The sequence below is a fragment of the Streptomyces sp. NPDC058964 genome, assembly GCF_042741275.1.
GTDB lineage: Bacteria > Actinomycetota > Actinomycetes > Streptomycetales > Streptomycetaceae > Streptomyces.
In genome coordinates, this window is the sequence record NZ_JBHYKH010000106.1 from 1 (window position 1) to 21194 (window position 21194).

Here is a 21194-nt window from a genome sequence, read left to right on the forward strand (position 1 = left end):
GCGAGATGCTCTCTCGGCCCGTCCGGCGTTCGGGGAGGGCTGCTCAGGCCCCGGTCGCTCAGACCAGGTTCACCGAGCGGGCGAACGTCGCCCCGATCTCGTCGGAGAGCTCGGCAAGCACCCCGGAGGGCACCGTGTCGTCGACGGTCAGCACCGCCAGCGCCTCGCCGCCCGCCACCGCGCGGGCGACCTGCATGCCGGCGATGTTGATGCCGGCCTCGCCGAGGACGCGGCCGACGGTGCCGACGACACCCGGACGGTCCTCGTAGCGCAGGACGACCATGTGGTCGGCGAGCGCGAGGTCGACGTCGTAGTCGCCGACCGCGACGATCTTCTGCTGGTGCTTCGGACCGGACAGGGTGCCGGAGACCGACACCTCCTCGCCGTTGCCCAGCGTGCCGCGCACGGTCACCACGTTGCGGTGGTCCGTCGCCTCCGAGCTGGTGGTCAGCCGGACCTCGACACCGCGCTCCTGCGCGAACAGCGGCGCGTTGACGTACGACACCGTCTCGTCGACGACGTCCTCGAAGACACCCTTGAGCGCGGACAGCTCCAGCACCTTCACGTCGTGCTGGGTGATCTCGCCGTACACCTCGACGTCGAGACGGACCGCGACCTCACCGGCGAGCGCGGTGAAGATGCGGCCGAGGCGCTCCGCGAGCGGCAGGCCCGGCTTGACGTCCTCGGCGATGACACCGCCCTGGACGTTCACCGCGTCCGGCACCAGCTCACCGGCGAGCGCGAGGCGCACCGACTTGGCGACGGCGATGCCGGCCTTCTCCTGCGCCTCGTCGGTGGAGGCGCCGAGGTGCGGGGTGCAGACGACCTGGTCGAACTGGAACAGCGGGGAGTCCGTGCACGGCTCCTTCGCGTAGACGTCCAGGCCGGCGCCGGCGACGCGGCCTTCCTTGAGCGCCGAGTACAGCGCCTCCTCGTCGACGATCCCGCCGCGCGCCGCGTTGACGATGCGCACGCTCGGCTTGACCTTGCGCAGGGCCTCCTCGCCGATGAGACCCAGCGTCTCGGGGGTCTTCGGCAGGTGCACGGTGATGAAGTCGGCGACCTCGAGGAGCTCGTCCAGCGAGAGGACCTTCACGCCCATCTGCGCCGCACGCGCGGGCTGGACGTAGGGGTCGTACGCGACGACCTTCATGCCGAACGCGGACATGCGCTGGGCCACCAGGGCGCCGATCCGGCCCAGGCCAACGACGCCCAGCGTCTTCTCGGCCAGCTCCACACCCGTGTACTTGCTGCGCTTCCACTCGGCGTTCTTCAGCGCGGCGTTGGCCTGCGGAATGTTGCGGGCGGTGGCGAGGATGAGACCGCAGGCCAGCTCGGCGGCGGTCACGATGTTGGAGGTGGGGGCGTTGACGACCATCACGCCGGCCTTGGTGGCGGCGGAGACGTCGACGTTGTCCAGGCCGACGCCGGCTCGCGCGACGACCTTCAGCTTCTTCGCGGCGGCGATGGCCTCGGCGTCGACCTTGGTGGCGGAACGGATCAGGATCGCGTCCACGTCGGCGACGGCGGGAAGCAGCTCCGCCCGGTCGGCACCGTTGCAGTGCCGGATCTCGAAGTCGGGGCCGAGTGCGTCCACGGTCGCGGGCGACAGCTCTTCAGCGATGAGTACGACAGGTTTCGAGCTCACGTGAGGTCCTCACAAGTCCAATGCATGCGGACGGCCGTCCCGACGGCCGCAGGCGGAGGAGGGGCTAGCCGCGGAAGACGCACGACGCTGTGGGCCTGACGCGTATGTTGATGCAGTGTAGTGGCGCGACAGGGGTCGTCTTGCGCCTCTGCGGAGAGATCACCCGTCCGGGGCTGGACGGGATGGACAACGGGGCCGAAGCACTCCGCTCCGGCCCCGGCCATGAGGCTTACGCCTCCTCGTTCACCCAGCTCATCAGCTTGCGCAGCTGCTTGCCGGTGGTCTCGAGCAGGTGCTCGGCGTCCTGGGTCTTGTACTCGTTGTACTTCTTCAGACCGCCGTGGTACTCGTCCATCCAGTTACGGGCGAAGGTGCCGTCCTGGATCTCCGCGAGGACCTGCTTCATCTCGGCCTTGGTGGCGTCCGTGATGATGCGCGGGCCGGTGACGTAGTCGCCCCACTCGGCGGTCTCGGAGACGGACCAGCGCATCTTCTCCAGGCCGCCCTCGTACATGAGGTCGACGATCAGCTTCAGCTCGTGCAGGCACTCGAAGTAGGCGATCTCCGGCTGGTAGCCCGCCTCGACGAGGGTCTCGAAGCCGGCCTTGACCAGGGCGGAGGTGCCGCCGCAGAGCACGGCCTGCTCGCCGAACAGGTCGGTCTCGGTCTCCTCGGTGAAGGTCGTCTTGATGACACCGGCGCGGGTGCCGCCGATGGCCTTGGCGTACGACAGGGCCAGCTCGAAGGCGTTGCCGGTGGCGTCCTGCTCGACGGCGGCGATCGCCGGGACGCCACGGCCCTCCTCGTACTGGCGGCGGACCAGGTGGCCTGGGCCCTTCGGGGCGACCAGGGCGACGTCGACACCGGCCGGGGGCTTGATGAAACCGAAGCGGATGTTGAAGCCGTGGGCGAAGAACAGCGCGTCGCCGTCCTTCAGGTTCGGGGCGATGGACTCCTCGTAGACCTGGGCCTGGATCGGGTCCGGGATGAGGATCATGATGACGTCGGCCTCGGCGGCGGCCTCGGCCGGGCTCACCACGCGCAGACCCTGCTCCTCGGCCTTGGCCTTGGACTTGGAGCCCTCGTGCAGACCGACACGGACGTCGACACCGGAGTCACGCAGCGACAGGGCGTGCGCGTGGCCCTGGCTGCCGTAGCCGATGACCGCGACCTTGCGGCCCTGGATGATGGACAGGTCGGCGTCAGCGTCGTAGAACAGCTCGGCCACTTTGGGTTCTCTCCTTGGTGTGCAGATGTTGCTCCCACCGTATGACGGCGGGCGGAAGTGAGGTTTCGGGGTCTCGGCATACGGGCGGCCGTGGACCGCCCGTATCCAGCCTTACGCGGATCGGTCGAGCGCGCGCAGCGAGCGGTCCGTGATCGAACGGGCGCCGCGGCCGATCGCGATCGTGCCGGACTGGACCAGCTCCTTGATGCCGTACGGCTCCAGCATCTTGAGCATGGCGGTGAGCTTGTCGCTGCTGCCGGTGGCCTCGATGGTCACGGCCTCGGGCGAGACGTCCACGGTCTTGGCGCGGAACAGCTGGACGATCTCGACGATCTGCGAACGCGTCTCGTTGTCGGCGCGCACCTTCACCAGAACGAGTTCCCGCTGAACGGCCTGCGCGGGCTCCAGTTCGACGATCTTCAGCACGTTGACGAGCTTGTTGAGCTGCTTCGTCACCTGCTCCAGCGGCAGGTCCTCGACGTTCACCACGATGGTGATGCGGGAGATGTCGGGGTGCTCGGTGACACCGACCGCGAGCGAGTCGATGTTGAAGCCGCGGCGCGAGAAGAGGGCGGCGATCCGGGCCAGGATGCCCGGCGTGTTCTCCACCAGGACGGAGAGCGTGTGCTTGGACATTTCTCTGTGGTCTCTCTCGCTCAGTCGTCTTCGTTGTCGCCGAAGTCGGGGCGGACGTCCCGGGCGGCCATGATCTCGTCGTTGGAGGTGCCGGCGGCGACCATCGGCCACACCATCGCGTCCTCGTGGACGATGAAGTCGACGACGACGGGGCGGTCGTTGATGGAGTTCGCCTCTTCGATGACCTTGTCCAGGTCCTCCGGGTTCTCGCAGCGGATCGCGTAGCAGCCCATGGCCTCCGACAGCTTCACGAAGTCGGGGACGCGGGTGCCGGCGCTCGGCTGCTTGCCGTCGGCCTCCGGGCCGGAGTGCAGCACGGTGTTGGAGTAACGCTGGTTGTAGAAGAGGGTCTGCCACTGGCGGACCATCCCGAGCGCGCCGTTGTTGATGATGGCGACCTTGATCGGGATGTTGTTCAGGGCGCAGGTGGTGAGCTCCTGATTGGTCATCTGGAAGCAGCCGTCGCCGTCGATCGCCCAGACCGCACGGTCCGGAACGCCGGCCTTGGCGCCCATCGCGGCCGGGACCGCGTAGCCCATCGTGCCCGCGCCGCCGGAGTTCAGCCAGGTGGCGGGCTTCTCGTACTGGATGAAGTGCGCCGCCCACATCTGGTGCTGGCCCACGCCCGCCGCGAAGATCGTGCCCTCCGGCGCGAGCTGTCCGATGCGCTCGATGACCTGCTGCGGGGACAGCGAGCCGTCCCCGGGCTGGTCGTAGCCCAGCGGGTAGGTCTCGCGCCAGCGGTTGAGGTCGTTCCACCAGGCGGTGTAGTCGCCCCGGTGACCCTCGCTGTGCTCCTTCTGCACGGCCTGGATCAGGTCGGCGAGCACCTCACGGGCGTCGCCGACGATCGGCACGTCGGCGGCGCGGTTCTTGCCGATCTCGGCCGGGTCGATGTCGGCGTGGACGATCTTGGCGTACGGGGCGAAGCTGTCCAGCTTGCCCGTGACGCGGTCGTCGAAGCGGGCTCCGAGGGCGACGATGAGGTCGGCCTTCTGCAGCGCGGTGACGGCGGTGACCGAACCGTGCATGCCCGGCATTCCCACGTGCAGCGGGTGGCTGTCGGGGAACGCGCCGAGCGCCATCAGCGTGGTGGTGACGGGCGCTCCGGTGAGCTCGGCGAGGACCTTGAGCTCGGCGGTGGCGTGGGACTTGAGGACCCCGCCGCCGACGTACAGGACGGGCCGCTTGGCCGAGGTGATCAGCTTGGCGGCCTCGCGGATCTGCTTGGCGTGCGGCTTGGTCACCGGGCGGTAGCCGGGCAGGTCCATGACGGGCGGCCAGGAGAAGGTGGTCCTCGCCTGGAGGGCGTCCTTGGCGATGTCGACCAGGACCGGACCGGGACGGCCGGTGGAGGCGATGTGGAACGCCTGCGCGATCACCCGGGGGATGTCCTCGGCCTTGGTGACCAGGAAGTTGTGCTTGGTGACGGGCATCGTGATGCCGACGATGTCCGCCTCCTGGAAGGCGTCCGTGCCGATCGACTTGGACGCGACCTGCCCGGTGATCGCCACGAGCGGCACCGAGTCCATGTGCGCGTCGGCGATGGGCGTGACCAGGTTCGTCGCACCCGGCCCCGACGTCGCCATGCAGACACCGACCTTGCCGGTCGCCTGCGCGTAACCCGTGGCCGCGTGGCCGGCGCCCTGCTCGTGCCGGACCAGGACGTGACGGACCCGGGTGGAGTCCATCAGGGGGTCGTAGGCGGGCAGGATCGCGCCACCGGGAATGCCGAATACCGTGTCCGCGCCGACCTCCTCAAGCGAACGGATGAGGGACTGCGCACCCGTCACGTGCTCGACGGTCGTGGGCTGTCCTCCGGAACGGGGCCGCGGCTGCGGATGGTGGGCCCCGGTGGCCTGCTCGGTCATCGGCATTCTCTTCTCGATGCTGAGGGTTTTCGCGAAGTTCGTACGGGTTCTTGCGTCCGTACGGATGGTGCTGGTGCAACAAAAAACCCCTCGTGCCAAAAGGCAAGCGAGGGGAGCGCGCCGGTGTGGTCGCTGGGGATTCCGGATCGTCCTCCGGTGGGTCCCAGCTCAGCCGACGCGCTGTCCAAGTACGAGAATTCGGGTGCGCATGGCACTGACCCTCCCCCCGACGCGCACCACGTGTCAAGTGGGTGGGACGGGAGTCTCATTATGTGAGCGAAGGGCACTTCCGCCTCCGAAGACAGCGGGCACACCACTTGTGTACACCCCCGCGCCGCCGCCCGCGAACGCCGGCTCGACCGGTCCATGGGGAACCGGATATTGGCCGGATCCGAGCGCCTGCCGCAGCCGGAACTCGTCCAGCGGCCCGGCGAACGCCATGCCCTGCCCGTGCGTGCAGCCCATCGAGCGCAGCGCCACGACCTGCTCCGGAAGGTCCACGCCCTCCGCCACGGACTGCATGCCCAGGTCGGCGGCGATACGCAGCAGCCCATTGGTGATCTTGTGCAGTCGCGCGGACTCGACGACGCCCTCGACCAGACCGCGGTCGAGCTTCAGCACGTCGACGGGGAGCCGCCGGAGCGCCGTGATCGCCGCGTAGCCGCTGCCGAAGCCGTCCAGTGCGATCCGGACGCCCAGCCGCCGCAGGGCGCCGAGACGGCGCTCCAGCTCGTCCAGGGACACCCGGGGGTCGGTGTCGGCCAGTTCGATCACCAGGGCACCGGAGGGCAGTCCGTGCCGGGTGAGCAGCGCCTCCACCGAGCCGAGCGGCATCGACCGGTCGAGGAGCCGCCGGGCGCTCATCCGGACGGACACGGGCACGGTGAGCCCGCTCGCGGCCCGCTCGGCGGCCTGCTCGACGGCCTCCTCGAGGATCCAGCGGTCCAGTTCCGAGGTCTTGTCGCAGTCCTCGGCGACTCGCAGGAACTCGGCCGGCGTGAACAGCACCCCCTGGGAGGAGCGCCAGCGCGCCTGCGCGGAGATCGATGTGATCCGGCCGCTCTCCAGACACACCACCGGCTGGTGCAGCAGGGCGAACTCGCCGTCGTGCAGCGCGGCACGCAGCCGCGTGGCCAGCTCCGCCTTCCGTACGACGTCCTGCTGCATCTGCGGCTTGTACAGCTCGACCCGGCCCTTTCCCGCCGACTTGGCGCGGTACATGGCGAGGTCGGCGTTGCGCAGCAACTCGCCCGCGCCCAGGCCCGGCTCGGCGAAGGCCACGCCGATGGAGGCGTTGACACGGACATCGTTGCCGTCGATGAGGTACGGGTGGGAGAGGGTCACCCTGAGGCGGTCGGCGAGCTCCAGGATGTGCCGCTCCCGGGCACTGCGGTCACGGGTTCCGTCCCCGACGATCAGGGCCGCGAACTCGTCGCCGCCCAGCCGCGAGGCGGTGTCCCCCTGCCGGACCGACTCGTGGAGTCTGCGGGCTGCCTGGACGAGCAGCGCGTCCCCGGCCTGGTGCCCGATCGTGTCGTTGACGGCCTTGAATCCGTCCAGGTCGATGAAGAGGACGGCCGTGCCGCGCAGGTGGGCGCCGCGGTCGGAGGCCCGGCGGCCGGACAGGGCCTGCTGCACGCGCTTGGTGAACAGGGCGCGGTTGGGCAGGTCGGTGAGCGGGTCGTGCTCGGCGTTGTGCTGGAGCTGCGCCTGCAGCCGCACCCGCTCGGTGACGTCCCGGCTGTTGAAGATGAGGCCGCCGTGGTGACGGTTGACGGTGGACTCCACATTGAGCCAGCCGTCGTCGCCGGACCTGAAACGGCACTCGATGCGGGTGGTGGGTTCCTCCAGGGGGCTGGCGGCGAGGAAACGGCGCACCTCGTGCACCACGCAGCCCAGGTCCTCCGGGTGGATGAGATTGGCCAGTTCGGTGCCCACCAGCTCCTCCGCGGGCCGTCCGTAGACCCCGGCGGCGGCCGGGGAGACGTACCGGAGGATGCCGTTGGGCGCGGCGATCATGATGACGTCGCTGGAGCCCTGCACCAGGGACCGGAAGTGGTTCTCCTTCTGGGCCAGTTCCTGGGTGAGGCTGATGTTGTCGAGCAGCATGATGCCCTGGCGCACGACGAGCGCGAGCACCACGGCTCCGGCGGTGATGAGCACGACGTGGTCCGGACTGCGTCCGCTGAGGACGTTGTACAGGATGCCCAGGGTGCACACGGCCGCGGCCAGGTAGGGGGTGAGCGCGGCCAGGGAGCCGGTGATGGGCCGGCCGGCCGGATACCGGCTGTGATCACCCCCCGGGGCGGGCGCGGGCGCCTGGTGGTGGCCCTCGGCACGCTGTCCGGGCACGTGCTCGTGGACCACGAGCGTGTGCCCGTCGCCGCCGTGCCGGTCGGACTCCGGCCGGCCCTGGCGCCTGGGCGCGGCCCAGGGGGCGTACGCGAGCAGCAGCGAGCCGGCGAACCAGCCCGCGTCGAGCAGCTGGCCGGAGTGGTAGCTGCTGTGCAGCAGCGGCGAGGTGAACAGGGCGTCGCACATCACGGTCAGGGCGAGCGCGCCGATGGCGGTGTTGACCGCCGTGCGGTTGCCCGGCGAGCGCCGGAAGTGCAGCGCGAGCACCATGCTGACGAGCGCGATGTCGAGGAGCGGATACGCCAGTGACAGCGCGGTGTGCGCCACGCTCGGCCCGTCGAATCTGGCGGCCTGGGCGAGGGCGAGGCTCCACGACAGCGTGAGCAGCGAGCCGCCGATCAGCCAGGCGTCCAGGGCCAGGCAGATCCAGCCCGCCTTCGTCACCGGCCGCTTCGCCAGCACCAGCAGTCCGACGATGGCGGGCGGCGCGAAACAGAGGAAGAACAGGTCGGCGTAGCTGGGGCTGGGCACGGGCCGCTCCAGGACGACCTCGTACCACCCCCAGACCGCGTTGCCGAGGGCCGCCATCGCCGAGGAGAGGGAGAACAGCAGCCAGGCGGGTCGAAAGCGGACACGGGGACTTCGGGCGTAGAGGAAGCAGGAGACGGCGGCGGTGCCCGCCGCGGCGGTCAGGCCGAAGTCACCCATGACCAGCGCGACCAGGTCCGAACCCCAGCCGAGCGCGGAACCGACGGCGTATGCCGCGCACACCAGGGCCAGGACGAGTTGGTGGACCAGTCGGGTCCCGCCGCCGAGGGCCGGCGGGCGGGGCAGCGGTGTCCCCGACGGAGGCTGTGCCCGCAACGCTCCGTTGAGGGTGGTCGTCACAGTCGGCGGGGAGCTCACCGGGGCCTCCCGGTCCGCGCCGCTCCCGGGTCCCGGGGGTCCCGGTGCGCTGGGTGCGCATGCCTCCTGCGTCCGCTGGGCCGGCGGTGTTGGCTCGTGTGATGGCCGCGTCTGCGCGCGGTTGTGCGCCAGGGTCGCCGTCGGCGGCTCCGCCGCGTCGGATCGTTCGTCCATAGGCCGTGCATCGCCCGTCGCCCCCCTCACATATCTGAAATGTCCATCCCCGGCGCCGAACGGTCGCGGCGCAGCCCCTGTCGGGACGATACACCAGTCTCGTCACTCAGGGACATAGCTTCTCTACGCTCAGTGACGATCAGCGGCGATGCGCGCACGTACAGCGTCCGGAGGATTGCGGAGGGTGCCCGAACCTGATCACATGCCGATCGCGCCCGCCGTCACACGCCCGTGGAGCCCGTCGTAAGGATCACGTTGCGCAGCGGCTCCCGGTTCACGAACCGGTGCAACTGGTCCACCAGCAGCCGTTTGGCGCGCGGCAGGAAGGCCGACGTGGGTCCGCCGACATGCGGGCTGATCAGTACGCCGGGCGCCTGCCACAAGGGGTGGCCCGGGGGCAGCGGCTCCGGGTCGGTGACGTCCAGGGCCGCCGTGATCCGGCCGCTCTCCAGCTCCTTGAGCAGCGCGTTGGTGTCGACGACGGGCCCGCGGGAGACGTTGACGAGCAGCGCCCCGTCCTTCATGAGCGTGAGGAAGTCGCCGTTGACCAGGCCCCGCGTGGTCTCCGTGAGGGGGGTGGACAGGATGACGACGTCTGCCTCCGGGAGCAGGGCGGGCAGTTCGGTGAGCGGGTGCACCGGTCCGCGCGCCGTGGTGCGCTCAGAGCGCGCGACGCGCGCCACCCGCGCGAGCTCGAAGGGCGCGAGCCGGTCCTCGATGGCGGAGCCGATGGCGCCGTACCCCACGATGAGGACGGACTTGTCGGCGAGGGCCGGATGGAACTCGCTGAGCCATGTCTCCTGCTGCTGCGCCCGGACGAACTTCGGGATGCCGCGCAGGGAGGCGAGGGTCAGGGTGAGCGCGAGCTCGGCCGTGCTCGCCTCGTGCACACCCCGCGCGTTGCAGAGGCGTACCCCGGGCACGATGGACGACCCACGCGCGGTGATGTCGTCGACGCCTGCCGTGAGGGTCTGGACGACCTGGAGGTTGCGCATCCGCTCCAGGGGGCGCACCTTGACGGGCTGGCTCTTCATGTACGGCACCACGTACACGACGCACTCGGCGGGATCGCCGGGGAACTCCTGTTCGCCGTCCTCACCCCCGTCCCAGAACAGGTAGCGGAGCCCCTCGGGAAGCCCCTCGATGTCCGCCGGCGGAATGGGAAGCCACACGTCTGCAGTCATGGTCAGGAGGCTATGTCAGGAGTGCCTGTGAGCAGAGGTTAGGTTGGGGTGGCAGGAGAGGGAGGTTCACGAGCAGGTGGAGCGAAGGACGATCGGCGCGGGGGCACTCGCGGTGGGGGCCGTCGGACTTGGGTGCATGCCGATGAGCTGGGCGTACAGCGGTTCGCGGCAGCGCGGGGACGAGTCGATCAGGGCCGTGCACCGGGCTCTCGACCTGGGCTCGACACTTCTGGACACGGCCGACATGTACGGCCCGTTCACCAATGAGCTGTTGCTGGGGCGGGTGCTGAAGGAGCGGCGCGAGGACGCCTTCGTGTCGACGAAGGTCGGCCTGCTGGTGGGTGAGCAGCACATCGTGGCGAACGGCCGCCCGGGGTATGTGAGGCGGGCGTGCGACGCCTCGCTCAGACGCCTCCAGACGGACGTGATCGACCTCTACCAGCTGCACCGCGCCGATCCGGAGGTCCCGGTCGAGGAGACGTGGGGCGCGATGGCGGAGCTGGTGCGGGCGGGAAAGGTGCGGGCGCTGGGGCTGTGCGCGGTGGGCGCGCGGGGCGGACGCCGGTCCGGCACCCGGCTGCACGACGCGACGCTCCGTCAGCTCCAGCGGGTGCAGCAGGTCTTCCCGGTGAGCGCGGTGCAGGCCGAGCTGTCGGTGTGGTCGCCGGAGGCCCTGGACGCGCTGGTGCCGTGGTGCGAGGCGCGCGGCGTGGGCTTCCTTGCCGCGATGCCCCTGGGCAACGGCTTCCTGACCGGCACGCTCACTCCGGGCGAGGGGTTCGAGCCCGACGACCTGCGCGCCCGCCACCCCCGCTTCACGGCCGAGATGATGGCCGCCAATCAGCCGATCGTCGTGGGCCTGCGCCGGGTGGCCCGGCGGCACGGGGAAGAGGTCACCCCCGCGCAGGTCGCGCTGGCGTGGGTACTCGCCCAGGGTCGGCACGTCGTCCCGGTGCCCGGCACCAAGCAGTACCGCTGGGCGAACCAGAACGCGGACGCGGTGGACGTGCGGCTGACCCCGCAGGACCTGACGGCACTGGCCCGGCTGCCGGCCGCGCAGGGGTCGTGGGACTGATCCGCCGGGGCCCGGCCGCATCCGACCCCCATGACCGGCAACCCGGACGCGACGAGCGGTGTATGACAGGGGAGAGGCTGACCACCCCGAGCGCCGCGTCGAAGGGATCTGATCGTGCAACGTCGAGTTGTGACGGCCGTACTGGCCTCGGCCACCCTCCTGCTGACGGCCGCCTGCTCCTCGGGCGGCGGAACACCGCCGGGGGTGGGGATCACGACGCCGAAGGGGACGGCGTCCGGGGCCTCCCCCTCCGGGCGGGCGGCCGAGCCGACCCCGCCCGCCAAGGGATCGGTCAAGGTGCTGAGGACGGTCACCGACGGCCTGAGGACCCCGTGGGGCCTGGCTCCGCTGCCCGAGGGCGACCTGCTCGTCTCGTCGCGCGACGACGGGACGATCACCCGGGTCGACGCGAAGACGGGCAAGCAGACCGGGCTGGGCAAGGTGTCCGGGGTGTCCCCGGCCGGCGAGGGCGGCCTCCTGGGCATCGCCCTCTCCCCCGATTTCGCCTCGGACCACATGATCTACGCGTACTTCACCTCGGCCTCGGACAACCGCATCGTCCGCATGCTGTACGACGAGCACAAGCCCGCCGGTGAACAGCTGGGCGCGCCCGACACGATCTTCAGGGGCATCCCCAAGGGCTACATCCACAACGGCGGCCGGATCGCCTTCGGTCCGGACGGCATGCTTTACGCGGGCACGGGCGAGAGCGGCCGGCGGGACCTGGCCCAGGACAAGAAGTCCCTGGGCGGCAAGATCCTGCGCCTGACCCCGGAGGGCGAGCCTGCCCCGGGCAACCCGTTCCCCGACTCCCCCGTGTACACCTACGGCCACCGCAATGTGCAGGGTCTGGCCTGGGACGACAAACAGCGGCTGTTCGCCTCGGAGTTCGGCCAGGACACCTGGGACGAGCTGAACGCGATCAAACCCGGCGACAACTACGGCTGGCCGGAGGCGGAGGGCAGGTCGTCGGACCCCGCTTACCACGACCCGCTGGCCCAGTGGCACACCGACGAGGCCTCCCCCAGCGGCATCGCCCATGTCGACGGGGTCATCTGGATGGCGGCCCTGAAGGGGCAGCGCCTGTGGCGCGTTCCGCTGAAGGGCACGGCGGCGTCGGCGGCCCCCCAGGCCTTCCTCACCGGCGAGTACGGCCGGCTGCGCACGGTGGTCGCGGCGGGTGGCCACAAGGTGTGGCTGGTCACGAGCAACACGGACGGACGGGGGACCCCGAAGAAGGGCGACGACCGGATCCTGGAGCTGGAGGTGCGCTGACCGGTCGGCCTACTCCTCCGCGGACTCGTCCGAGGGCCTGGGCGGCCGCACGACAACCTTCCCGGATTCAAGGTCTATCGGCCCGCGCCCGGGATCGTTGTCCCCGACGTCCTCCCGGGTCAGCTCCAGCCTGTTCCGCTCATCCTGCGTGTGCTTGCGGCCCGGTGCGAACAGTTCCTCGAAGATGTTGAACACGGTGCCTCCCCGATGCCGGTCTTCGCGGTGTCGGCCTCACCCCGCCGCCCTGGCGTGGTGCGGGCCGGACGGGAACAGCCCCAGTCGATGGGCCACCGCCGCCGCCTCGCCCCTGCCTGAGACGCCGAGCTTGCCCAGGATGTTCGAGACGTGGACGCTCGCGGTCTTCGGGGAGATGAAGAGTTCCTCGGCGATCTGGCGGTTGGTGCGGCCGTCGGAGACCAGACGGAGGACGTCTCGTTCCCGGCTGGTGAGGCCGAGGGCCTCGACGGGGTCGCCGGGTGCCTGCAGCGGGGGGCAGGTCAGGGCGAGCCGGGCGCGCTGGGCGAGGAGCGCCACGGAGTCGGCGAGCGGGCGGGCGCCGAGGTGGTCGGCGACGGCACGGACGAGGCGGAGCAGTTCCAGGGCGCGGTCGCGATCGTCGTCCCCGGTTCCGGCTCCGGACAGGAGGGACTGGGCGAGGCGGCGGCGGACCCGGGCGAGGTCGTAGGGGCGTTCCAGTGACTCGAAGGCGGTGACCACCTCCGACCAGGTGTCCGGGGTGTCCGTGCCCTCGGCGCGGCTGAGTTCGGCGCGGACCCACCGGTCGTGGGCGAGCCAGACGGGTGCGCCGGTGGTGAGTCTCCGGGCGGCGTGCAGGACGCGGTCGAGGATCTCGGCGCGGCCGGCCCGGGCGGCGGGCAGAGTGCGGGCGTCGGCCTCCGCCGTGGCCATGGCGAGGAACAGGGGCCAGGCGTAGTTGTGGGTGCCGGGCGGGGTGCCGGCGTCCAGCGCCCGTTCGAACTCGGCGCGGGCGTCGAGCAGGCGGCCCTCCGCGGCGGCCACCCCGACGGCTATGCGGGCCAGCGGCAGCCACTGCTGGGGCACGGGGTCGTGGGTACCGAAGTAACTTCGGGCGGCGGCGAGTTGACGGGCGGCATCGGCCAGGTCACCGCGGCCCAGGGCGAGGCGGGCCAGGCACATGGCGGCCGTGCCCAGGGGCTTGGTGCTGGGCCCCCGGCCGGCCGCGTCGGCCGCGGCCCGGGCGGCCTCGTCCCAGCGGCCGAGGGAGTACAGCGAATCGGAGAGGTTGGCCCACACCCAGGACTCGGAGCCCAGCAGCCCGAACTTCCGGGTGAAGCGGATGCCCTCCTCCAGGATGGGGGCGGCTTCCCGGGAGCGGCCGACGGATTCGAGCTCGGAGGGGAGGTTCACATAGGCGCGGCCGGCGACGTAGGGGAAGCCCTCCTGGAGCGCCTGTTCCTTGACCCGGTACATCTCCGCCAGGCCCGCCTCGACCGCACCCGAGTCGACCATGAGGCCGCCGAGGGTGACGCGTGCGTTCAGCTCGATCTCGCGGGCGTCGACCATGCGCGCGTACTCCACGGCCCGTTCGGCGGCGGCGAGGGCCTTGGGTCCCGGCTCGTGCAGCATCGACCAGTTGGCGACGCTGCCCAGTACCTGGGCGTGCACCTCGGAGGGCGGCAGGCCGCGCACCAGTTCCTCGGCGGTGGCCAGTTCGTGGCGTCCGTCGCCGCGCCCCTGTGCCTGGACCAGGCTGGAGCGCTGGGTCCAGAACCAGGCGGCGCGCAGGGGATCGTCCTCGTCGTCCAGCAGGCGCAGGGCCCGCTTGGTGATCTTCAGGGCGCGTTTGCGTTCCCCGCACAGCCGGCCCGCGACGGCGGCCTCCGCCATCAGGTCGAGGTAGCGCAGGGGCGTGGTGGCCGGGTCGCAGCCGCAGGGAGGGTAGACATCGGTGTAGTCGACGGGGCGCAGAGCCGCCCGTACGTCGTCGGGGGCGCTGTCCCACAGTTCCATGGCCCGTTCCAGGAGCCCCAGTTGCTCGCTGTAGGCGTGCCGGCGGCGGGCGACGGCGGAGGCGTCCAGGACGGCGGGCAGCGCCTTGGCGGGGTCGTGGGCGTGGTACCAGTAGCTGGCCAGGCGCATGTCGCGGGCGTCGGCCGGGACGAGGGCCGGGTCGGCTTCCAGGGCTTCGGCGTAGCGGCGGTTGAGACGGGAGCGTTCGCCGGGCAGCAGGTCGTCGGCGACGGCCTCGCGGACCAGGGAGTGGCGGAAGCGGTAGCCGTCGCCGCCGGGTGCGGCGGTGAGGATGTTGGCGTTCACGGCGGCCCGCAGCGCCTCGATGAGGTCGTCCTCGGTGAGCCGGGCGACGGCGTCGAGCAGCCGGTACTCGACGGTGGAGCCGCCCTCGGCGACGATCCGGGCGACCCGCTGGGCGGTCTCGGGCAGCGCCTCGACGCGTACGAGGAGCAGGTCGCGCAGGGAGTCGGTGAGGCCCGTGCAACAGCCCTCGTGGGCGGCGACGGCGAGTTCCTCGACGAAGAAGGCGTTGCCGTCGGAGCGTTCGAAGATCTCGTCGACCTGGGCGGGGTCCGGTTCGGTGGCGAGGATGCCGGCGATCTGGCGGCCGACCTCGGCGCGGTTGAAGCGGGCGAGTTCGACGCGGCGGACGGTGCGCAGCCGGTCGAGTTCGGCGAGCAGGGGGCGCAGGGGGTGGCGGCGGTGGATGTCGTCGGAGCGGTAGGTGGCGAGGACGACGAGACGGCCGGTGCGCAAGGTGCGCAGGAGGTAGGAGAGGAGGTGGCGGGTGGAGGCGTCGGCCCAGTGGAGGTCCTCCAGGACGACGACGACCGTGCGGTCGGCGGCGACGCGTTCCAGCAGCCGGGCGGTGAGTTCGAAGAGGCGGGCCATGCCTTCCTCGTCGTGCCGGCCCGAGGTCCGGCCGGGTGCGGTCTCGTCCAGCTCGGGCAGGAGCCGGGCCAGTTCCTCCTCCTGTCCCGCGGCGGCGGCGGCGAGTTCGCCCGGCAGGGCGTGGCGCAGGGAGCGCAGGGCGGTGGAGAAGGGGGCGAACGGCAGTCCGTCGGCGCCGATCTCCACGCAGCCGCCGAGCGCCACGACGGCACCCCGGCGGCAGGCGGCGGTGGCGAACTCCTCGACGAGGCGGGTCTTGCCGACACCCGCCTCACCACCGACCACCAATGCCTGCGGCTCGCCCGCGTCGGCACGGGCGAGCGCGTCGTTCAATGTGTTCAACTCGTCGGCGCGGCCGACGAACACGGGGCTGACGGACCTGGTCTCCACGGGTCCGAGCATCGCACGGGAGTCCGACGGGGCGGCATCCGTTTTCCACGGCGTGCGCGGAGCCGCCGGTGCGGGCGGGGCGGGTGCCGTACGCCGGAGCGGGGCCCGCACCCCGCGGCCGTGCGGGAGAAGGCGGCCGACCCCCGTACGGCCGCCCTCCCCCTCTCCGGCGATCACGCGGTGCGGGCGGGCCGGTGCCGGCGGGAGCGGTCGGTATGAGCCTCGGTCGTGGCGGCCCGGCGGGCCTCCTCCTCCCGGCGGGCCGCGCGCCGGGAGCGTACGGCCTGGCGGGCCAGGCGCTCGTCCTGGGCCCGGCGGCGCAGCTCGGCGGAACGGATCCGGTGGATTTCGTACTCGAACATGGTGTGTCCCCTGTGGGTTCGGTTCCGGGCTTCGCTTTCTGCGATGCCTCCACCTTCGTCTCCCAGGGGGGTGGGCCACATCGGGAGAGTTCCGCATCTTCGGGCGGTTGAGCGGCCCCGGACGCGCGTAAGGGGCCTCAGGAGCTCCATAAGGTACTTACGGATGCCCTAAGGCCCCTTGTGAACTGCGGTGATTCAGTTCGTGGTGGGCAGTGCGAGGAGTGCGTCGGAGTACTTGAGGACGGCCAGCAGCAGGCCGACGACGCCGAGGCAGACGCCCGCCCAGGCGACCGACCTGATCCAGGGGGCCTGGGCCCTGCCGGGGGTGCCGAACGCGGGCCGGGCCAGGACGACGACGCCGGTGATCAGCGCGGCGAGTGCGAAGAGGCCGGCCCACAGCGCGGTGGTGTGCCAGGCGTCGCCGTACACCTCCTTGACCTGCTGGGCGACGGTCGCGGTCGACGCGGTCCGCAGCTGGCCGATGAGGGTCTCGCGGGCGGCGGCCACGGTGCCGATCCAGCCGCCGCTGAGCGAGACGAGGCCCAGTGCGGCGGAGACGACGGCGGCGGCTCCCTGGCCGACCCCGGAGGGCCCCTGAGCCTCCGCCTCGGTCGTCTCGTCGGTCGCCCCGAGGGCTGTCTCGTCGCCGTCGGCCTCCACGGCGGCGTCGGTCGCGGTCCCGGTCTCCGTCGCCTCGTCGGCCCGGTCGCCGGCCTCGGTGACGTCGGCCGTCGCCCCGTCGGCCGTCGCCCCGTCGTTCTTCGTCCCGGTGCCGGTCCCGGCGCCGTCAGCTGTCTTCGTTGCCATGCCCCGCACCGTACGGACGCTGTCTGAGAGGTCCCTTAATGATCGCGGGCGGTGCGCGCGCGTGCCGCCCGCCATTCGGCGGCCAGCACCGACCACACCTCGATGTCCTGGCGGACGCCTCGGTGGAGGTGGCTCTCGCGGAGCACCCCGTCCCGGGTCATCCCCAGCCGCCGGGCGACGTTGACGCTCGGCCGGTTGGCGGAGGCGGCGTACCACTCCACACGGTGGATGCCGCGTTCCTCGACCGCCCAGTCGATGAGCACCGTGACGGCGCGCGTCACCAGTCCCCGCCCGGCCGCGGCGGGCTCCAGCCAGCAGCCGACCTCGCAGTTGCCCTGTACGGCGTCGAACGTGCGGAACAGGACACCGCCGACCAGCTTGCCGTCCAGCCAGATGCCGTGCAGGCCGCCGTTGTCGGCGGCGCGCTTCTCGGCGTAGGTCACGAGCAGGGCCCGCGCGGACTCGACATCTGTCTCGCGTGATCCGAAGGCGATGTACTGCCCGATGAACTCCCGCCCCCGGTCGAGGTGCGCGAGGAACTCCCCGGCGTGCCAGGGCTCCAGGGGGCGCAGTTCGGCGCCGTCGTCACCCAGGGAAATCGCGTACATCCTGCCGCCGCTCCTTCGTCAGTTCATCCACGGCCTCGGTGAGCCTCTCATGCGCGGCACGGCACTCGGGCGGTTCGATGCTGATGCGCGGCATGCGGCGGTCCAGCCGGCGGGGCAGCCACCAGTTGGCTCCGCCGAGCAGGTGCATCAGGGCGGGCACGAGCAGGGTGCGCAGGACGAAGGCGTCCAGGGCGACCGCGGAGGCCAGCGCGATGCCGAACATGGCGATCACCCGGTCGCCGCTGAGCACGAAGGCGAGGAAGACCGAGATCATGATGACCGCGGCGGAGTTGATGACCCGGCTGGTCTCGGCGAGTCCGACGCGGACGGCCCGCCGGTTGTCGCCGGTCTCCAGCCATTCCTCGTACATCCGGCTGACCAGGAAGACCTGGTAGTCCATCGAGAGTCCGAAGAGGACCGAGACCATGATCACGGGGAGGAAGGGCTCGATGGGGCCGGCGCGGCCGAGGCCGAGCAGTTCGCTGCCCCAGCCCCACTGGAAGACCGCGACGACGATGCCGAAGGCGGCCGCGACGGCGGCGAGGTTCATGACGGCGGCCTTCAGCGGGATGCCGAGCGACCGGAAGGCGAGCAGGAGCAGCAGGCAGCCGAGCCCGATGACGGCCGCGACGAACAGCGGCAGCTTGCCGACGATCACGTCGGCGAAGTCGTCGTAGCCGGCCGTCACTCCGCCGACGTGCAGGTCCAGCGAGGTTCCGGTCTCCGCGCGCGGGAGGACATCGGTACGGAGCCGGTCCACGAGGTCGCTGGTCCGCTGCGACTGGGGCGCGGAGCCGGGGACGACGGTCAGAAAGGCCGTGTCGCCGCCGGTGTCGTACCTCGCCGGTGACGCCGACGCGACGCCCTCGGTGTAGCGCAGGGTGGTGTCGAGGGTGTCGAGGGCGAGCCGGTCCGCGGCGCCGTCGACGCGGGTCACCAGGGTCAGCGGACCGTTCACACCGGGGCCGAAGCCCTCGGCGAGCAGGTCGTACGCCTGCCGTGTGGTCGACGTCCGCGGGTCGTTGCCCTGGTCGGAGGTGCCGAGACGGAGGGAGAGCGTGGGCAGCGCGAGGACCGCGACGACGGCCACGGCGACGGAGCCGAGGAGCTTGGGGTGGCGTTCGACGAACGCGGACCAGCGGGCGGCGAGGCCGGTCGGCAGCTCCGGTTGCGGCCCGTGCTCGGCCAGCCGACGCCGTTCCCGGCGGCTCAGGGCCCGCGGTCCGGTCCAGGACAGCAGGGCGGGCAGCAGGGTCACCGAGGCCGCGACGGTGAGCACGACGGTCGAGGAGGCGGCGATCGCGACCCCGTTGAGGAAGCTCAGCCGCAGGATCAGCATGCCCAGCAGGGCGATGCAGACCGTGGCGCCGGCGAACACCACCGCGCGTCCGGTGGTGGCGACGGCGTTGGTGACGGCCTCGGTGACGGTGAGGCCGCGTTTCAGGCCGCGCCGGTGTCTGGTCACGATGAACAGCGCGTAGTCGATACCGACGCCCAGTCCGATGAGCATGCCGAGCATGGGCGCGAAGTCGGCGACCGTCATGGCGTGCCCGAGCAGCACGGTCGTGGCGTACGCGGTGCCGACGCTCACCAGCGCGGTGGCGATGGGCAGCAGCGAGGCGGCGAGGGAGCCGAAGGCGAGGAACAGCACGACGGCGGCGACGACCACGCCGACCGCCTCGGCTACGTGCCCGCTCGACGACTCGGTGAGCCCGATGGCGCTGCCGCCCAGTTCGACCCGGAGCCCGTCGGTCTCGGCGGCCTTGGCGGCGCGCACGACGGCCCGCGCCTCGGACTTCGACATGTCCTCGGCCGGCCGGGCGAGGACGACGGTGGCGTACGCCGTGTGTCCGTCATGGCTGATCCGGCGGCCGGACGAGCCGTCGTAGGGGCTGGTCACCGACGACACCCCGGGCAGGTCGGCGATCTCGTCGAGCGTGCGGGTCATCGTCTGCTGGACGTCAAAGGCGCGGACCGTGCCGGAGGTGGTGTGCCAGACGACCGTGTCGGTGTCGCCGCCGAGTCCCGGGAATCCGTCCCTCAGCAGCTGGGCGGCGCGGCCCGACTCGGTGCCGGGAACCTCGTAGTCGGTCGAGTACGCGGAGCCGGTGACGGCGGCGGCCGCGGTGACCCCGCCGAAGGCGAGGAGCCACAGCACGACGGCGAGCAGACGGTGCCGGACGCACCAACGCGCAAGGGCTGCCACGGACGTGCTCCCAGGTGATGATTCGTGGATCTTTGACCGGGAGAGATCGTCCATGTGCTGAACAGCCCGCAAAGAACGTATGAGCAATCGGGGACACTCTTGCAGGCGAAAGTGATCCTTTGCCGTGTTCGCGGGGGTATCGACAAGAGTGGGAGGCACGTCACAGGACAGTTCGGTCAACTCCGTCACCGCGACGGGTACTTCAGTCGAACTGGTCTCCGAGCGCCATGATCGCCACCCCCGCGATCAGCAGCCACAGGGCCCGGCGGGTCCGGCCCCGCGCACCGAGGACCGCGGCGAAGGCGCACACGGCGGCGCCGAAGGCGTAGGCGGCCGGGACGATGACCGGAGCGGAGCCCGTGAGGCGCATCAGCGAGGCGGCGAGGCCCGCGAGGGACAGCAGGGCTCCGGTGCCGGTCGCCGTCCAGCGGGCCCGGCGCGCGTCCTGTACGGGGTCGTCCACGTCGTCCACGTCGTCCACGTCGTCCACGTCGTTCGGCTCGGCCGTCAGGGTTCGTCTGCCGGAATCGGTGCGTCCACTCATGGCGGGGGAGCGTAGTACCTGTGCCCGGGGAATTCGGATGCGGGGACCGGGGACGGCTGTTAGCGTCCCGGCGTCCGTGGTCCCCGAGGACGGCACGTCGCCGCCGACCGAAGCAGGTGCATTGTTTGACGGTCCGACCGAGCTCCTACGCATACCTCTCCCGTACGAAGGACCCAAGGAGCCCGTTCACCGATGTCCGACAACATGTCCGACGCCACATCCAGGACCTCGACCGACGACCTGACTGACCGGCTGAGCCACCCCCGCCACCCGCGCAGCGACCGGTACGACGTCCGCTGGACCATCGAGAACCAGATGGGCCCGCACGCTCTGTGGCTGCTGGAGTGGCTGGCCCCCGCACTCGGCCTGGCGGACCTGCGCCCCGGGGCGCGCGTCCTCGACCTGGGCTGCGGCCGCGCCATGACCTCCGTCTTCCTCGCGAAGGAGTACGGCGCCCAGGTCGTCGCCGCCGACCTGTGGGTCAGGCCCGACGAGAACACGGCACGCGTCGCCGAGGCCGGCGTCGCCGACCGCGTGCTGCCCGTGTACGCCGAGGCGCACGATCTGCCGTTCGGCGAGGGGACGTTCGACGCGATCGTCTCCGTCGACGCGTACCAGTACTTCGGCACGAACGACCTGTACCTGCCCACCCTGACCCGGCTGCTGAAGCCCGGCGGACGGATCGGTGTGGTCGTACCGGCACTCCGGGAGGAGCCCGAGGGTACGGAGCCTCCGGCGCATCTCGCGCCGTGGTGGGAGCCGGACTTCTGGTGCTTCCACTCCCCCGAATGGTGGCGGCGCCACTGGACGCGCGGCGGCGCCGTCGAGGTCGAGGCGGCCGACTGGCAGCCGGACGGCTGGCGGGACTGGCTGCTGTGGTGCGAGGTGGTCGCCGAGGAGAGCCCGGAGGAGTTCCACCGCACGATGGCCCGCCGGGTCGGCGGGATGGTCCGGGCGGACCAGGGCCGCGCTCTGGGCTTCGTGCGGGTCGTGGGACGCCGCAAGTAGCCGTTAGGGGCCCCGGGGGGGGGGCCCCCCC

16 protein-coding genes are annotated in these 21194 nt (G+C 71.4%); 3 read left to right on the forward strand and 13 right to left on the reverse strand.

Annotated elements, in window-relative coordinates; genetic code table 11:
* Positions 1–58: 58 nt before the first annotated feature.
* The 6 genes from serA to ACFW2E_RS15945 all read right to left on the reverse strand — a co-directional run bounded on the left by serA (position 59) and on the right by ACFW2E_RS15945 (position 10002).
* Positions 59–1648 carry a phosphoglycerate dehydrogenase gene (gene serA / locus ACFW2E_RS15920; protein WP_384466733.1) on the reverse strand — a complete coding sequence of 530 codons (1590 nt, stop codon included), beginning with the start codon at positions 1646–1648 and terminating at the stop codon, positions 59–61.
* A 229-nt stretch (positions 1649–1877) separates the two neighbouring features.
* Entirely contained in the window at positions 1878–2876 is a 999-nt protein-coding gene (ilvC, locus tag ACFW2E_RS15925) for a ketol-acid reductoisomerase (protein ID WP_384466735.1), read from the reverse strand.
* Between the two features lie 111 nt (positions 2877–2987).
* Entirely contained in the window at positions 2988–3512 is a 525-nt protein-coding gene (gene ilvN / locus ACFW2E_RS15930; RefSeq protein ID WP_384466737.1) for an acetolactate synthase small subunit, read from the reverse strand.
* Positions 3513–3532: 20 nt separating this feature from the next.
* Positions 3533–5383 carry an acetolactate synthase large subunit gene (locus ACFW2E_RS15935; RefSeq protein ID WP_384466739.1) on the reverse strand — a complete coding sequence of 617 codons (1851 nt, stop codon included), beginning with the start codon at positions 5381–5383 and terminating at the stop codon, positions 3533–3535.
* A 243-nt stretch (positions 5384–5626) separates the two neighbouring features.
* Entirely contained in the window at positions 5627–8644 is a 3018-nt protein-coding gene (locus tag ACFW2E_RS15940) for a putative bifunctional diguanylate cyclase/phosphodiesterase (protein WP_384466740.1), read from the reverse strand.
* Positions 8645–9039: 395 nt separating this feature from the next.
* Complete coding sequence (locus ACFW2E_RS15945) at positions 9040–10002, reverse strand: 2-hydroxyacid dehydrogenase (protein WP_384466742.1); 963 nt, start codon at positions 10000–10002, stop codon at positions 9040–9042.
* A 76-nt stretch (positions 10003–10078) separates the two neighbouring features.
* On the opposite strand from ACFW2E_RS15945, the gene ACFW2E_RS15950 reads away from it, so the two are divergent.
* Together ACFW2E_RS15950 and ACFW2E_RS15955 are read left to right on the forward strand one after the other, a co-directional pair.
* On the forward strand, positions 10079–11077 hold the full coding sequence (locus tag ACFW2E_RS15950) for an aldo/keto reductase (protein ID WP_384466744.1): 999 nt from the start codon (positions 10079–10081) through the stop codon (positions 11075–11077).
* Positions 11078–11206: 129 nt separating this feature from the next.
* Positions 11207–12352: a PQQ-dependent sugar dehydrogenase gene (locus ACFW2E_RS15955; RefSeq protein WP_384466759.1), complete on the forward strand. Its 1146-nt coding sequence runs from the start codon at positions 11207–11209 to the stop codon at positions 12350–12352.
* 9 nt (positions 12353–12361) lie between these two features.
* Here the strand turns inward: ACFW2E_RS15955 and ACFW2E_RS15960 are convergent, their stop codons facing one another.
* The 7 genes from ACFW2E_RS15960 to ACFW2E_RS15990 form a co-directional block, all read right to left on the reverse strand.
* Positions 12362–12547, reverse strand: a complete 186-nt coding sequence (locus tag ACFW2E_RS15960) for a DUF6191 domain-containing protein (protein ID WP_384466746.1) — start codon at positions 12545–12547, stop codon at positions 12362–12364.
* A gap of 36 nt (positions 12548–12583) precedes the next feature.
* Positions 12584–15640: an AAA family ATPase gene (locus ACFW2E_RS15965; protein ID WP_384466748.1), complete on the reverse strand. Its 3057-nt coding sequence runs from the start codon at positions 15638–15640 to the stop codon at positions 12584–12586.
* 161 nt (positions 15641–15801) lie between these two features.
* Positions 15802–15990 (reverse strand): hypothetical protein, encoded by a 189-nt coding sequence (locus ACFW2E_RS15970; RefSeq protein ID WP_384466750.1) that lies wholly within the window; start codon positions 15988–15990, stop codon positions 15802–15804.
* Positions 15991–16185: 195 nt separating this feature from the next.
* Positions 16186–16797: a hypothetical protein gene (locus ACFW2E_RS15975; RefSeq protein ID WP_384466752.1), complete on the reverse strand. Its 612-nt coding sequence runs from the start codon at positions 16795–16797 to the stop codon at positions 16186–16188.
* 35 nt (positions 16798–16832) lie between these two features.
* A complete protein-coding gene (locus tag ACFW2E_RS15980; protein ID WP_384466754.1) occupies positions 16833–17405 on the reverse strand; it encodes a GNAT family N-acetyltransferase in 573 nt (190 codons plus the stop codon).
* Positions 17383–19611, reverse strand: a complete 2229-nt coding sequence (locus tag ACFW2E_RS15985; protein WP_384466756.1) for an MMPL family transporter — start codon at positions 19609–19611, stop codon at positions 17383–17385. The genes ACFW2E_RS15980 and ACFW2E_RS15985 overlap by 23 nt, the downstream gene beginning before the upstream one ends.
* A 202-nt stretch (positions 19612–19813) precedes the next feature.
* Complete coding sequence (locus ACFW2E_RS15990) at positions 19814–20155, reverse strand: hypothetical protein (protein WP_384466758.1); 342 nt, start codon at positions 20153–20155, stop codon at positions 19814–19816.
* Positions 20156–20359: 204 nt separating this feature from the next.
* On the opposite strand from ACFW2E_RS15990, the gene ACFW2E_RS15995 reads away from it, so the two are divergent.
* On the forward strand, positions 20360–21163 hold the full coding sequence (locus tag ACFW2E_RS15995; RefSeq protein WP_384466761.1) for an SAM-dependent methyltransferase: 804 nt from the start codon (positions 20360–20362) through the stop codon (positions 21161–21163).
* Positions 21164–21194: the final 31 nt, after the last annotated feature.

Bases quoted from the DNA above. Each gene is read 5' to 3' on its own strand.
- ilvN (WP_384466737.1), bottom strand. From the start codon at position 3,512: ATGTCCAAGCACACGCTCTCCGTCCTGGTGGAGAACACGCCGGGCATC.
- ACFW2E_RS15935 (WP_384466739.1), bottom strand. From the start codon at position 5,383: ATGACCGAGCAGGCCACCGGGGCCCACCATCCGCAGCCGCGGCCCCGT.
- ACFW2E_RS15945 (WP_384466742.1), bottom strand. From the start codon at position 10,002: ATGACTGCAGACGTGTGGCTTCCCATTCCGCCGGCGGACATCGAGGGG.
- ACFW2E_RS15965 (WP_384466748.1), bottom strand. From the start codon at position 15,640: ATGCTCGGACCCGTGGAGACCAGGTCCGTCAGCCCCGTGTTCGTCGGC.
- ACFW2E_RS15970 (WP_384466750.1), bottom strand. From the start codon at position 15,990: ATGTTCGAGTACGAAATCCACCGGATCCGTTCCGCCGAGCTGCGCCGC.
- ACFW2E_RS15975 (WP_384466752.1), bottom strand. From the start codon at position 16,797: ATGGCAACGAAGACAGCTGACGGCGCCGGGACCGGCACCGGGACGAAG.
- ACFW2E_RS15980 (WP_384466754.1), bottom strand. From the start codon at position 17,405: ATGTACGCGATTTCCCTGGGTGACGACGGCGCCGAACTGCGCCCCCTG.
- ACFW2E_RS15990 (WP_384466758.1), bottom strand. From the start codon at position 20,155: ATGAGTGGACGCACCGATTCCGGCAGACGAACCCTGACGGCCGAGCCG.
- ACFW2E_RS15995 (WP_384466761.1), top strand. From the start codon at position 20,360: ATGTCCGACGCCACATCCAGGACCTCGACCGACGACCTGACTGACCGG.